The sequence below is a fragment of the Streptomyces sp. BE303 genome (assembly GCF_036290945.1).
In the GTDB taxonomy this organism is placed as follows: domain Bacteria; phylum Actinomycetota; class Actinomycetes; order Streptomycetales; family Streptomycetaceae; genus Kitasatospora.
Map to the genome: position 1 here is coordinate 28866 of NZ_JAQYWZ010000959.1, position 13475 is coordinate 42340.

Genomic DNA, 13475 nt, shown 5'->3' on the forward strand with positions numbered 1-13475 from the left:
GAGCCCCCGGGGGCCGCCAGGGTCACCCGGTGCCGGTGGCACGCGGTACCGGGTGGGTCATGGGGTTGCCGGGCTACCGGCCGCCCGGCTTGCGGCCGTGGTTGGCCTTCTTCTTCCGCCGGGCCTTCTTCTTACGGGCACGCTTGGACATGTCGCTCCTCCTCCGGCGGACGGGGTTCAGGCGACCTGGCCGACGAGTTGGTCGGCGAGCTTGGCGAGGCGCTTCTGCGAGCGCTCCTCCTGGGCGACCACGGCCGTCGGGGCGAGTTCGCCGCCTTCGTAGTACTCGCCGTTGAGCAGCGGAACCTCCGGCAGGCAGAGCCGCACGACGGCCGCCGCGCCCTCCGCCGCCGGCGCGCCCGCCCGGCCGTACAGCGGGAGCAGCGCGGTGTCGCACAGGCCCGGGTTGAGGCTGACGGCGGTGACGCCCGAGCCCGCCGGGGCCATGTCGGCGGTCGCCATGGTGAGCGCGAGCTGCGACTGCGCGTACGCGGCGACCCGCGAGTACCGCTTCACCCGGTGCGGGTCGGACCAGTTCATCGAGGCGGTGCGGTGCAGCGAGGAGGAGACGTTGACGATCCGGGCACCGCCGGCCGCCGCGAGCGGGGCCCGCAGCAGCTTGGTGAGCAGGTGCGCGGCGAGGAAGTTGACCTGGAGCGAGACCTCGTTGCCGTCATCGGTGAGGGTGCAGCGCTCGGGTGCCATCACGGCGGCGTTGTTCACCAGCAGGTCCAGTGCCGGGTAGTGCTTCACCACCGTGCCGGCCAGCACGGCAACCTCCGAGAGCCGGCGGAAGTCGGCGGCGAGCCCGACGAGTCGGTCGCGGCGCGCGCCGGCGGCGACCAGCCGCTCGACGGCGTCCTCGGCCTCGGCGGTGGTGCGGGCGTGCACCAGCACGGTGGCACCGAGCCCGGCCAGCAGGCGGGCACTCTCCCAGCCGATGCCGGAGGAGGCGCCGGTGACCAGGGCGGTGCGGGCGGCGAGCACGGTGGCGGACAGAACAGCGTCGGACATGACCCATCCAAGGGTGGCGGGCACCGCCGGCCCCCGAGGACATGGCAGAGCATGCCCTCGGCGGGGGCCGGCGGTGCGGAGAGAGGTGGAACGGTGAGACGCGCGTACGCCTCCCCGCACGGGCGGCGAAGAGGCGTACGGCGTTGAGCGGCACGATCGGCGGCCGAGCGGGGAGGCTCGGACCTACCGAACGGCGGCGACCGCGACAGCGACGACCTGCGGCCGCGTATGCGGCGGACGGTCGTGATGGCGTGTCGAGCGGTTCATGTCCCCCATCCAACGCTGCCCGGCGGAGACCGGCAAGCCCCACTCACCGGCCCTGACGAGCCCTTGACGGATCCCTGGCATGCCTTTGACGTCCAGGCTCCAGCGCTTCTCGTGACAGCCTGCCCCGCCAGTCGGCTGGCCTCGGTAACCTCATCAGTGCGGCAGAGGAGGACGCGGCGACCCTACTGCCCAAGGCACAGGACGCGGTCACGGCCCTGAAGACATGGACCGAGCGTCAACAGGGCCTGACCGAGGAACGCGAGCGGCTCGCGTCCGAGCTCGCCAGCCATCGAGCAAGTGCGCAGGCACGTCAGGGATTTGCGGCTCGGCTGGTAGCGCTGGACGACCGATTCGCCGAGCTCCGCAGGATGGAGGACCGCAGGAGGGCCGGTCTGCTGTTCGAGCCCTTCCTCAACGAGCTGTTCCGCCTTTTCGACCTGGACCCGCGGTTGTCGTACGTGCTGGAGACGGAGCAGATCGACGGCTCGTTCTTCTTCGACACGGATGACTACATCGTCGAAGCGAAGTGGTGGAAGAAGGCGATGGGGCGGGAGCACGTCGACATCTTCGACGCCAAGGTACGGCGCAAGGGCAGGAACGCACTGGGCCTCTACATCGCGGTCAACGGCTTCACCGCCGACGCGTTGAAGGAGTACGACCGGCGGACCGCGTTCATCACGATGGACGGCGGAGACCCTCATGTGCGTGTTGGAGGGCCGCATCCCTCTGGACGACCTGCTCAAGCGCAAGAAGCGCCACGCGAACGAGACGCCGCCGAGGGCCGCCGGTCCGCGCCGGCTTGACGGGATCCTCACGCAGCCGACCATGGTCCGAACGCCGTCTTGACACCGTGCCACGGGCGGCCGCGGCACGGGTCGCGCCAAGGTTCCGTCAGCGCCGCGCCGATCACCGCCAGGCTTCCGTCAAGGGCCGGCCACCGGGCCGTCCGGCGCGCGGTACTGGACGGGTGCCCGCCTCCGTGACCGCCCCTGCCGCCGCCCTCCCGCCCACCGTCCGGTTCGCCCCGGAGCTGCCGGGGCCACCGCGGATTCGCCTGGGGCGCGTTCCTCGGCCCGTATCTGGCCTCGGTCGCCTGCGGGTACCTCGTCGGCCGGGAGCATCTGGAGATCGCCGTGGCGACCGATCCCGCCTTCCGCCGCCTCGACCTCGCCCTGACCTGTGTCCGCTCGGCCACCGCCGCCGCCCGCGCCCACGGCCTGACCCCGACGTGGTCCGCTCCGGAGACCAACCAGGCCAGCCGGGCCCTCGCGGAGGCCGCGGGCTTCCGGGCGGTCCGGCGCGAGGTCGTGTACTGGGCGGGCCCGGCCGTGAGCCGGTGACCCCGGTCGGCCCACAGGGCGTCAGGTGCCCGCGTCAGAGGCGTGTCAAGGATGTCCCGTGTCGCGCCAAGCGGGCGTCAAGACACCCATGGGGTGTGGAGGTCCGGTGCTTCGCTGTGCGGCGTCGCTGTTCGTCCTCTCATCGCCGACATGCCGTCACCGCTCCCCCGGTGGCGGCTCCGGAAGGTCACAGAACTGATGCGCCGTTCGGCCCTCACCCCACCGGCCACCACCACCGAACCGGCCCCGCCCAAGCCGGACTGGTTCCGCCGCCAGAAGGCCGCCGGAGCCGACCCTGCGCCCCCGCACCCGAGCCACCGCCCCAGCACGCCGAAGCCCGGACGCCGCCGGCTGATCACCGCCCGCCAGCTCCGGGAAGCCCTGCCCGCAGCGGTGCGCAAGCTCCACCCGCGCACCATGGCGAAGAACCCCGTCATGCTGGTCGTCGAGACCGGCTCCGCCCTCACCACGCTCACCGCGGTCGTCCACCCGAGCGTGTTCGCCTGGGTGATCAGCTTCTGGCTCTGGCTCACCGTGCTCTTCGCCAACCTCGCCGAGGCCGTCGCCGAGAGCCGCGGCAAGGCGCAGGCCGACTCGCTGAGGCAGACGCAGACCGGCGCCGCCGCCCGGCGTCTCCTGCACTGGCGGGTCGGCGGCCACGACCACCGCCACGAATCCATCCCCGCCGAGCACCTGCTCCTGCACGACCTCGTCCTCGTCCCCGCCGGTGAGGTGATCCCCCGCGACGGCGAGGTGATCGAGGGCGTCGCGACCGTCGACGAGTCGGCGATCACCGGCGAGTCGGCGCCCGTCATCCGCGAGTCCGGCGGCGACCGCACCAGCGTCACCGGCGGCACCCGCGTCCTCTCCGACCACCTCGTCGTACGGATCACCTCCCGGCCCGGCCAGAGCTTCATCGACCGGATGATCGCCCTGGTCGAGGGCGCGAACCGGCAGAAGACACCGAACGAGATCGCCCTCAACATCCTGCTCGCCTCGCTGACCATCGTCTTCCTGCTCTCCGTGGTCTCGCTCCAGCCGATGGCGATCTACGCCGGATCGCCGCAGACCACCGTCGTGCTGGTCGCCCTGATGGTCGCGCTCATCCCGACCACCATCGGCGCCCTGCTCTCCGCGATCGGCATCGCGGGCATGGACCGCCTGGTGCAGCGCAACGTCGTCGCCCTCTCCGGCCGCGCCGTCGAGGCCGCCGGCGACGTCGACGTCCTGCTGCTCGACAAGACCGGCACCATCACCCACGGCAACCGCCGGGCCGTCGCGCTGCACCCCCTCCCCGGCGCCACCGTCGAGCAGCTCGCCGAGGCCGCCCGGCTCGCCTCCCTCGCCGACGGGACCCCCGAGGGGCGCTCCGTCGTCGAGCTGACCGACCGCCAGTACTGGACGCCGCCGCGCGCCGAGGGCGAGCTGGGCGAGCAGACCACCGTCCCGTTCACCGCGCAGAGCCGGATGAGCGGCGTCGACCTCGCCTGGCCCGACGGCGCCACCTGCCTGATCCGCAAGGGCGCCGCCAACGCTGTCGCCCACTGGGTGGTGCGCAGCGGCGGGCGGCTGCCGATGGAGGCCAGGGGCGTCGTCGACCGGATCTCCGCCGACGGCGGCACCCCGCTGCTGGTCGCCGTCCACGACCGGCACGGCGCCCGGGCGCTGGGCGTGATCGAGCTCAAGGACGTCGTCAAGGAGGGCATCGCCGACCGCTTCGCCGAACTGCGCAGGATGGGCATCCGCACGGTGATGGTCACCGGCGACAACCCGCTCACCGCACGTGCGATCGCCGCGGAGGCCGGAGTGGACGACTACCTCGCCGAGGCAACCCCCGAGGACAAGCTCGCCTACCTCAGGCAGGAGCAGGCGGCCGGGAACATGGTCGCGATGACCGGCGACGGGACCAACGACGCCCCCGCTCTCGCCCAGGCCGACGTCGGCGTCGCGATGAACACCGGCACCCCGGCCGCCAAGGAGGCCGGCAACATGGTCGACCTCGACTCCAACCCCACCAAGCTGATCGAGATCATCCAGGTCGGCAAGCAACTCCTCATCACTCGTGGAGCGTTGACCACCTTCTCGATCACCAACGACGTCGCCAAGTTCTTCGCGATCATCCCCGCGATGTTCGTCGGCTCCTACCCCGGCCTAGCCCGCCTCAACATCATGGGCCTGCACAGCCCCACCTCGGCCATCGCCTCCGCGATCATCTTCAACGCCCTGATCATCGTCGCCCTGATCCCGCTGGCCCTGCGCGGCGTCCGCTACCAGCCCGCGAACGCCACCGACCTGCTCCGCCGCAACCTGCGCGTCTACGGGCTCGGCGGCCTGATCCTCCCGTTCCTCGGCATCAAGGCGATCGACCTGCTGATCCAGTTCGTCCCCGGCCTCGACTGACGACAAGGCGCCCACCGTCAAGGCCGCATCAAGAAGGGCGCGCGGGACATCAGGGCCCCGTCAGCAGCCGCCCCCCCACCCTCGCGGCGGGTTTCACTGGAGGCAACGGAACACCGGGAAGGAGTTGAACGGCCATGACCGGCACCACGCGGGTGATCGTCGGACTCAATGGATCGTTGAGCAGCCTCGCCGCCCTGTACCGCGCCGTCGACGAGGCCGCCCGGCGCACGGCGACGCTCGTCCCGCTGACGGCCTGGGAGCCGACGGACCGCGACAGCCTGCGGCCCCTCGCCGAACTGGAGCATGCCGCCCGCAGGCGCCTGGGCACCACCTTCGACCAGGCCTACGGCGGCTACCCCGGCGGCCTCGTCCACCACCCCCTGGTCATCCGCGGCCCGGCCGGACCGGCCCTGGTCGCCGCCGCCGGCCCGGACGACCTCATCGTGGTCGGAGCCGGCGGACACAGCCGCCTCGACCACCTGCTGCACGGCTCCGTCACCCGCCACTGCCGCACCCACGCACCCTGCCCCGTGATCACCGTGTCCCCCTCCGAGCTGCTGGAGAAGCTGGAGCTCACCGCCCGCCACGGCGCCCCCGTCCCCCTCGCCGCCGGAGGCTCCCGATTGGGGATTCCTCCCGGTTCGAACGACCGCTCACGAGTCCGGCCCGTGAACGGTCACGAGATCCCGTCCGGTCCTGGTGATCGGGCGGGATCTCTGCGTAGCGGGGGCTTGTTCGAATCGCTCACCCGTCGTCGGCTCGGCCTGCCGGGGACATGACATCCAGGAAGCTCCCGGACAGGCAGCCAACTGTCCAACAATCCCCGAGTACCGGTATTGCGACTGGACCTCAATTCCCCGGACCGGGCGGTGCACGAAAGGGCAGACCTCTAGACCCTGCCGTATGGATTCCGCAAGGAATCGCGGGACGGCGATTTCCGAGGTCTACGATCCGTCTTTGTCGAGAAGAAATACTCTTCCGAACCGAGAAGAAAGACGATCCTGACGTGGAAATCCTGTCCCGCCTGAAACGCACCGTCGCCTGCGGGGTCGCCGCCGTCGCGGTGGTCTCCGGCCTGACCGTCCAGGCCGAGGCCGCGCCGGCCGCCCCCGTGGACAAGACCTGCGGAACCCCGGCCGTTCCGGGCGGCGGCAACTGCATGACCTCGCTGATCACCTCCGCCTTCGACACGATCAAGCTCATGCGCAGCGCCGCCAACGCCAACAAGCTGGACAACGCGGAGTTCACCCAGAACACCGCGACCAAGTTGAGCCAGAAGTTTCCGGGTTTCAACGTCATGGTGTTCAAGACCGTGGGCACCGACCTCTACGACACCGAGTGGTTCACGAACGAGCACAAGGCCGACATGAAGGGGGTGCTGCTCGACACGACCTACAAACTCAACCATTTCCTGGACAAGGACAAAAAGGAACCCTCCGGTTATGACAAGTTCCGGATCTGGGTCTTCCAGGGGGATTCGACCTTCCGCAACCGGGGCGACGGCGGCTACATGAACTGGGCGTTCGTCGGCAACGACGGCGACAGCGTCAAGAAGGAGCCGTGGACCTGCCGGATGGGCACCGCGCGGCCCTACAAGTGCGACGGTGACGTGCGCACCATCCACTTCCCCGCACGGTCCGGCTACGGCGCCAGGACCGGAAGCCTGACGCCCGACTCCAGCGCCCCCGGCTACCACGCCTGCCTGGACGTCAGCGGCAACGGCACCGCGAACGGCACCCCCGTGCAGATGTGGGAGTGCAACGGCGGGGACGCCCAGAGGTGGACGTACAACGGCTACAAGCTCCGGGCCGCCAACGGCAAGTGCCTGGACCTCGCGGACAACAGGGCCGCCAACGGGAACAAGCTCCAGGTCTGGGACTGCCTGGAGATCCCGGGCCAGCGCTGGCACATGTCACCCAGCGGCGGCCTGCGCCACCTCACGGACCTGGACGACCGGTCCAAGGACGTCTGCATCGACGACTTCAGCGGCCGCACCGCGAACGGCAGTACCGTGGCGGCCTGGGCCTGCGGCTCCGAGGACAACCGCGACGCACCCAACCAGAACTGGGCCTGGGGCGGCACCCCGCCGACCACCGGCCCCACCACGCCCGGCAACAACGGCGCCGACGTGTACCTGAAGCTCGACAACGGGCTCGGCGCCGTCCCGGTCGGCGGCTCCGCCGGCGCGTCCGTCGTCCCCGGAATCCGGGGCGGCAACGAATCCAAGTGGAAGCTCACCCCGCTGGGCGGCGGCCGCTACCGGATCACCAGCTCCTACGGACTGGAACTCACCGAGAGCGGCGGCTACATGGCCGAACTCCAGCCCTGGAGCAACTCCTCCAAGCAGAAGTGGGAACTCGTCGGCGTCGGCAACGGCAGGTACCAGATCCGGATCTCCGACGACGACTGCCTCGCCCACGACTCCGACTTCAAGCAGCTCGGCGTGTGGACGTGCAAGCGCGGCTGGCAGCAGGAGTGGGTACTGGAGTCCACCTCCGGCGGCGTGATCACGCCGACCGACCCCACCACGCCGACCGACCCGAAGGACCCGAAGCCCCCGACGGGCGGCGGCGGTTCCGGCGTCCCGACCGAGCGGCCCCTGTTCCTGAAGCTCGCCAACGGGCTGGGCGCGACGGCGCCCAACGAGACCGCGAGCTGGGGTGCGCCGATCCTGGGCGGGATCCTGGGGTACAAGGGGTCCACCTGGACGGTCAAGCCGCTGGGCGGGGACCGCTACCGGATCGTCAACGACCTCGGGTTCAACCTCACCGAGAACCCGGACACCTACGTCGCCGAACAGCAGGCGTGGGGCAACACCCCCAACCAGAAGTGGCAGTTCGTCAGCCTCGGCAACGGCAAGTACCGGATCCGGATCGACGACGACAACTGCCTCACCCACGACTCCGACCACAAGCAGCTCGGCGTGTGGACCTGCGAGGGCGGCTGGAAGCAGGAGTGGTCCTTCCAGCTCCACTGATGCACAACCCTTGACAACACCTGGCCGCGCATGAGGCCGAAGTCGCCCACGCCTCATGCCGGCCAGAGCAACACCGAAGGGCGCCAGCCGCACGGCTGGCGCCCCAAAGCCCTTCCCAGAGGGCGGTTCACGAGTATGTGTCCAATTCCGTCCCGGTGCCGACGGCAACTGCGGTGCGATTCGAGGAATGCGCGATCGAAAATGGGCGTGTGAACGAGACAACTAATTCCCTGGGCCCGCTGGAACGCGTCGACGGCCGCTGGATCCTGGGGGACATCGGCCGGCCGGACGGTGGTGCCTGGGTGGAGTTCAGCACGGAGGGCCTGCACGCACAGGCGCGTGGCTCCGGGGAGGACGTCATCCCCTGACCCCGGATCATGTCGGGGATGGCTCTGGTCCTGGGCGAAAAGTACCCCGGCAAGGGCGGGAACGTCGCCCTGATGGGCACGCTCGGCAGCCTGCCCGGTCCTTTCCGCGGACGTGGTGGCGGCTACCTGCGTATGACGGTGCGGAACCCGTAGCACCCGCCTGCCTCCCGACAGCGGAACCCACGTCCGGCCGCACATTCGACCGGCCGCTACTTCCTCGGAGCTCGGGGGGCAGCCAGGAGGACCCGGGTGGAGGTCGGCGCGGTTCCGGGAGGCGGGAGCGGGGTGTTGCGCAGTCCCGGTGTACTGCTTCGGCGATTGGGCTGTGTGGGCTGGGGGTCTTTCGCGTCCTGGGTGGGCCGCAGTGTCTCGCACTGTTCGGCCCCGGTGAAGGTCTGGGCGAGCAGGGAGCTGGCGTTGACGGTGGAGGGGCTGTCGACGGTGATGTTCTCCACGGTGCTGCTTCCGGCGTCGTCGTCGACGTGCAGGACCCCGTTGGTGCGCACCATGGCGTTCTGCGCGGAGAGGACCAGGATGTCCTTCGGCTTGAGGGTGATCTTGTAGGTCATCTTCTCGGAGGAGGTCTCGGCGAGTTCCGTTCCGGCGGTGAGCCGGAAGGCGGCTTCGAAGGCTCCCTTGATGCCGACGTGCAGTTCGTCCCTGGCCGAGACGGTGCCGGTGGCCTGGGTGGTGGTCGACAGCTGGTTCTGGGCCTCCTTGGCGACTTCGTTCTGGGCGGTGTTGGTCACGGCGGTCTCGGCCTGGGTCTGCGACTGGGCGGAGCTGGTGAACTCGCTGTTGGGACCGGTGTCCTTGGGCGCGGTGTGGAAGGTGTTGCCGCTGCCGTTGGTCTGTGTGCCGGTCACCGTCGCGGCGACCTCGGTAGTGGCGGTGGAGGTGTTGGTGATGGTCTCGGTGGTCTGCTGGGTGACCGATTCCTGCTTCTCCGCCGTGGTGGTGACCTCGGTGGTGTTGTCGACGGTCCCCTCGATGGTGGCCTTCCCCGAGATCTCGCCCTCGATGTTGTCGGTGATACCGGAGGTGAGGGTGACTTCGCGCTCGACGGCCATGTCCTCGTTGGTGCAGTTGACGACCGCGCTGCCGACGTTGGTGACGGCGGTGACGTACTCCGTCGGCCCCGCGGTGACGCGGAAGTTGCAGTCGCTGCGTCTGCAGGCCCGCAGCGCGTCCTTCACCGGGATGCTCTGGCCGTTGCGGAACGCCTTGGCGACGGCGGCTCCGCCCGGCGCGCTGCCGGCCGGTGCGGCGAAGGCGGGCAGTGCGGTGGTGGCCGTCAGCGCCAGGGTGAGGGCACCGGCGCGGGCGGCCATGGCCCGGCGCGTACGGGGGCCAGTGGGGACGGGAGGGTTTTTCGGATGGTGCACGGGGCCTCTCCTCTGAAGCTCGGCTCGATCGGTCGGGTCGTGGGCGAAAGAGCGGGCCGCTGGGTTCACGGCCGGGCGGGGGACAGCTCGGTGAGCCGGGTGTCCCGGTTCTGCGGCGAGGCAGGAACGCGCGGCAGGCCGTCCGGGAGCGGACCGCCGCGGAGCGAACCGCCGCGCAGCGGCCCGGCGGCGGGAAGGGAGCGGGTGCCGCCGTTGTCGGGGGTGACCTTGAGCGGGCGCTCGGTCAGGCAGTGCTTCTTCTCGTCCTGGGTGAGCGGGCCGGTGCGTTCGTAGAGTCGGTCGGGCACCTTGCCGGACGGAAAGTCGAACATCGCGTCGATGGTGATCCCGCCAGGGCTGCGGAAGAGCCCCTCGATACGCTCACGCGCGGGCTGCACCTCGATCCAGCTGGCCTCCCCCGGTTGGACGGCCTGCTCCACCTGCTTGGTGGTGGAACGGGAGGCGGTCAGCGGGTTGGTGGTGTTGGCCAGGCCGGAGTTGCCCTCGTTGCGCTGGAACCCGGCCGCGACCTGCTTGAACATGTTCGGGTTGGCCGACTGCATGCCGGCGTCGTCCTCGCCGGTGTTGGCCGGGTTCTGGTCGGCGGAGTTGGCGTTCCTGACCCGGCCGGCCTCCTGGCTGATGCTGTCGAAGCCCTCCTCGGCCCAGGTGACCGTGCGCCGGTCCACCACCTGGTTGCGGGTGCAGTTGAGGTAGGCGTAGTCCAGGATCCGGTTGCTCCCGTAGAACTGGTAGCTGTACCGGGGGTCGGCGGTGAAGCGGCAGGCGTTGGCGGCAGCCCGGCAGTTCTGGGCGGCCGAGGCCAGGGAGATCTCGTCGACGCCGTTGTAGGCGCTCCACGGCAGCTTGTTCTGCTCGATCCGGTGGTCGATGAAGGCGGCCTGCTCCTCCACGGAGACGGCGGCGAGCAACGGGCCGCAGGAGGCGTCCGGCTGAGGATTGTCCTCCAGCGACTCGAAGACGATCAGCGGGTTGTCCTCGGCCGCGGTGAACTCGAACACCCTGGGGGCCGGCGACCAGGCCCCGGAGCCGACGGTGCCGGCCGCCTTGGTGTACCCGAGGGTGGTGTAGTCCTGGGTGTACTGCACGGTGCGGACGATCTCGCCGGCCGCCCTGGCCGGCTCACCGGCGGCGTCGTACGCCGTCTCGCGGTAGGCACTGACCCGGTACTTCTGGCCGCCCGCCACCTCCGCCGGGCTGCACGAGCCGAGGGTGGAGGCCGAGTCGGAGAACCGGACGCGGACCTGGGCGCCCGCGTTCACGTTCCACAGGCGCTGCCGCAGCCTCCCGGGGCCGTCCGAGTTCAGCGACACCGCCTGAAGCCGCCTGGGGTGGTTGGCGAGGGCAGCCGAGAAGACCTGGAGCCGGGTCGGGTTCGCCCCGTACCAGCCGGTCGGCACCGTCGCGGTCGGGTTGGTGGCGGAGGCGACCGGCGGGGAGGCGAAGTCGGAGTTCTCGACGGCGACGGGCGTCCACGGGTCCTCGGCGGCGGCGGGCGTCGCGGCGAACGCCAGGGAGAGGGCGACGGCCCCGCCGAGTACGTACGAGGCGGGAGTCCTGATCGGTCCGATCGGCACGGGTTCCTCCTGATGGGGCCCGGTACGCCCGCACTGCGTGCTGCGGTGGGCCGCGGCGTGCACGGGCGGCGGGCCGGGCGGGGGCGGCAGGTCACGGGGTGGGGAGCGGGGTGAGCGTTCCACCCGGGGTGGGGCGGGTCTGCTCGCCGTCCTGGTCGGACAGGCCCGGGCGGCAGTTCCAGGTTCTCGGGTCGTACTCGTACTGGTCGGGCCGGTAGGCGCCGGTGTGCTGGGCGGAGATCGCGCACATCTGGCCGGCCGCGGTCTTCGGGTCGGAGTACCGGTCCTTGTTGACGATGCTGTTCACCAGGGCCGAGGTGGACGCCGTGTCCTGCTTGGTGGCCGCACCGTCGGTGGCGTACTTCGCCACACACGGGGCGCTGTCGGGCGGGCAGGCGTCGATGGCCTGCTGGTTGGCGGTCTGCGCGGTGCAGCCGTCCGGCAGCGAGCCGTCCGCGAAGGGCACGCAGGCGTCGGAGTCGGCCACCGGCGGCTTGTCCCCGGAGGGGATCGCGGGCCGCTCCGGCGCGGGGGTACCCGCCGTGGGGACGGCCGGTGAGGGAGTATCCGTCGCCGCCGCAGCGCCCTGGTCGATGCGGACGTTGGACACCAGTGCGCCGAGCACACCGGTCTCCAGTGAGGTGAACCGCAGGATCGGGTTGTCGCCGGCCGCGGTGAACCGGTAGGTGTTGGTGTTCCGCCAGGGTGTGCCGACCGTCGTCCCGGAGAGTGTGGTGAACTGCTCGGCGACGCCGCCCGTGGCGCTCACCTCGTAGCGCCGCTGGGCGGTGTTGCCGTCGTAGCGGTTCGGCGAGTCGTCCCATCGCACGGTGATGACGGCACCGCTCCTGATGTTCTGCAGGGTCTGTGTGAGGTACCCGGTGGCTCCGTCATTGAGATCGAACGCCTGGTAGTAGGACGGGTGTTTGGCCAGGCCGGCGGAATAGAGGTCGCCACTGCCCTCCCAGAAGTCGGGCGCCGCGGTGACGAGCCCCCCTTTCGGGGCCTGTGGCTGGGCCATCGTCCCGTTCACGGCGGTCGGCTGCTCCTGCGCCGCCGAGGCAGTCGGGGCCGTCCCGAGCAGGGCGAGCACGGCGACGGATCCCACGGCGGCGCGTCTGACGGCGAGGGTCCCCGGACGGTGGAGCGGTTTGCCGGTGGTGCAGACCTGCATGGCTCTCCCGGATGATCATCAAAGCGTATATGCCCTTCATATGACAGAAACGACGCTCCATCACATGACACCCCCTACGGATCACCACCGGACGGCTTCTGCCATCCGGCCGGCCTAACACCCCTGGGTCCCGTGCTGCCCGGTGCCGCCGCCGGCCGGCCCAGAGCCCAGAGCCGCGAGGACCAGCGCTGCCGAGCGCCCAGCTGGGCCGGCCGCTTCGGAGAATCGGCGAGACACGCAGGGTGTGCGACAGACTCGCAGCCAGGGGCGACAACCACCAGCCAGAGGCCGCCCTCGAACTGCTCCCGGCACGGCTGTGCCCCGGGGTCTCACATGCTCGTCAAGGGCTGCCGGACAGTAGAGTGCTCCGGCGGGTGATTGGTGGGGCCTCGGTTCGACCCAAGGTTCACGAGCGAGCCCGGCATCAGCCCCTGAGGCACCGTCCGTGGCGTGGCAGACGGACCGGGTTGCGGTGTCGGACTTGAGTTTGAGTGCTTTCGAAGTCCTACGGTCATGGCAACACCGGACACCACGGGAAGCCTCCGTATCCGGCACCGGCGTCGCTGAGCGGTTCGCCGGACGGCAGCGGGACTCGCAACGGTGGGGTTCACCGTCAGGGTGAGGACCGGAGGTACGCTCTCCGGTCCGTCCCGGCCATCTCGATCTCCTCAGTCGGTCGCTCCTCCCATCGTGCTGCGCGGGCAGAGGAGGCGCGATCGGGAGCACGTCGGAGCCGCCGACGCGTGCTGCCGTCCCACGCCCGGGCTGCTTCCGGCAGGTTCGGCGCGGTTCGGGCCCTCCCGGGCGGAGGAGACCCGGGAGGTGGGGCCGGTCGGTCCTGGCGGATACAGCACCCCGGTGGTGCTCTGGAGGCACGGGAGCCCCCCTCCTGACCGCCGCCCGGCCCGGATCGGTCGGCCGGCGCTCGTTGACGACCACCTTGGGAGCGGAC

11 protein-coding genes are annotated in these 13475 nt (G+C 70.6%); 7 read left to right on the forward strand and 4 right to left on the reverse strand.

Annotated features, from left to right (window positions below):
* Positions 1 to 177 precede the first annotated feature (177 nt).
* Entirely contained in the window at positions 178 to 1014 is an 837-nt protein-coding gene (locus tag PUR56_RS40785; RefSeq protein ID WP_329875252.1) for an SDR family NAD(P)-dependent oxidoreductase, read from the reverse strand.
* Positions 1015 to 1649: 635 nt separating this feature from the next.
* On the opposite strand from PUR56_RS40785, the gene PUR56_RS40790 reads away from it, so the two are divergent.
* The 7 genes from PUR56_RS40790 to PUR56_RS40820 all read left to right on the forward strand — a co-directional run bounded on the left by PUR56_RS40790 (position 1650) and on the right by PUR56_RS40820 (position 8519).
* The gene (locus PUR56_RS40790; protein ID WP_329875250.1) at positions 1650 to 2084 is read left to right on the forward strand and encodes a restriction endonuclease; all 435 of its coding nucleotides are present in this window, start codon (positions 1650 to 1652) and stop codon (positions 2082 to 2084) included.
* Positions 2085 to 2270: 186 nt separating this feature from the next.
* Entirely contained in the window at positions 2271 to 2621 is a 351-nt protein-coding gene (locus PUR56_RS40795; protein ID WP_329952824.1) for a GNAT family N-acetyltransferase, read from the forward strand.
* A gap of 198 nt (positions 2622 to 2819) precedes the next feature.
* Positions 2820 to 5021 (forward strand): potassium-transporting ATPase subunit KdpB, encoded by a 2202-nt coding sequence (gene kdpB / locus PUR56_RS40800; RefSeq protein WP_329875248.1) that lies wholly within the window; start codon positions 2820 to 2822, stop codon positions 5019 to 5021.
* 134 nt (positions 5022 to 5155) lie between these two features.
* The gene (locus PUR56_RS40805; RefSeq protein WP_329952682.1) at positions 5156 to 5800 is read left to right on the forward strand and encodes a universal stress protein; all 645 of its coding nucleotides are present in this window, start codon (positions 5156 to 5158) and stop codon (positions 5798 to 5800) included.
* Between the two features lie 227 nt (positions 5801 to 6027).
* On the forward strand, positions 6028 to 7998 hold the full coding sequence (locus PUR56_RS40810) for an RICIN domain-containing protein (protein WP_329952683.1): 1971 nt from the start codon (positions 6028 to 6030) through the stop codon (positions 7996 to 7998).
* A gap of 209 nt (positions 7999 to 8207) precedes the next feature.
* Positions 8208 to 8366: a hypothetical protein gene (locus PUR56_RS40815; RefSeq protein WP_329952684.1), complete on the forward strand. Its 159-nt coding sequence runs from the start codon at positions 8208 to 8210 to the stop codon at positions 8364 to 8366.
* Positions 8367 to 8384: 18 nt separating this feature from the next.
* Complete coding sequence (locus tag PUR56_RS40820) at positions 8385 to 8519, forward strand: hypothetical protein (protein WP_329881509.1); 135 nt, start codon at positions 8385 to 8387, stop codon at positions 8517 to 8519.
* 56 nt (positions 8520 to 8575) lie between these two features.
* On the opposite strand, the gene PUR56_RS40825 is transcribed toward PUR56_RS40820, so the two are convergent.
* The 3 genes from PUR56_RS40825 to PUR56_RS40835 all read right to left on the reverse strand — a co-directional run bounded on the left by PUR56_RS40825 (position 8576) and on the right by PUR56_RS40835 (position 12523).
* Complete coding sequence (locus tag PUR56_RS40825; protein ID WP_329881510.1) at positions 8576 to 9697, reverse strand: hypothetical protein; 1122 nt, start codon at positions 9695 to 9697, stop codon at positions 8576 to 8578.
* Positions 9698 to 9816: 119 nt separating this feature from the next.
* Positions 9817 to 11349, reverse strand: a complete 1533-nt coding sequence (locus tag PUR56_RS40830; protein WP_329952685.1) for a hypothetical protein — start codon at positions 11347 to 11349, stop codon at positions 9817 to 9819.
* A 91-nt stretch (positions 11350 to 11440) separates the two neighbouring features.
* Positions 11441 to 12523: a hypothetical protein gene (locus PUR56_RS40835; protein ID WP_329881512.1), complete on the reverse strand. Its 1083-nt coding sequence runs from the start codon at positions 12521 to 12523 to the stop codon at positions 11441 to 11443.
* Between the last annotated feature and the right edge of the window lie 952 nt (positions 12524 to 13475).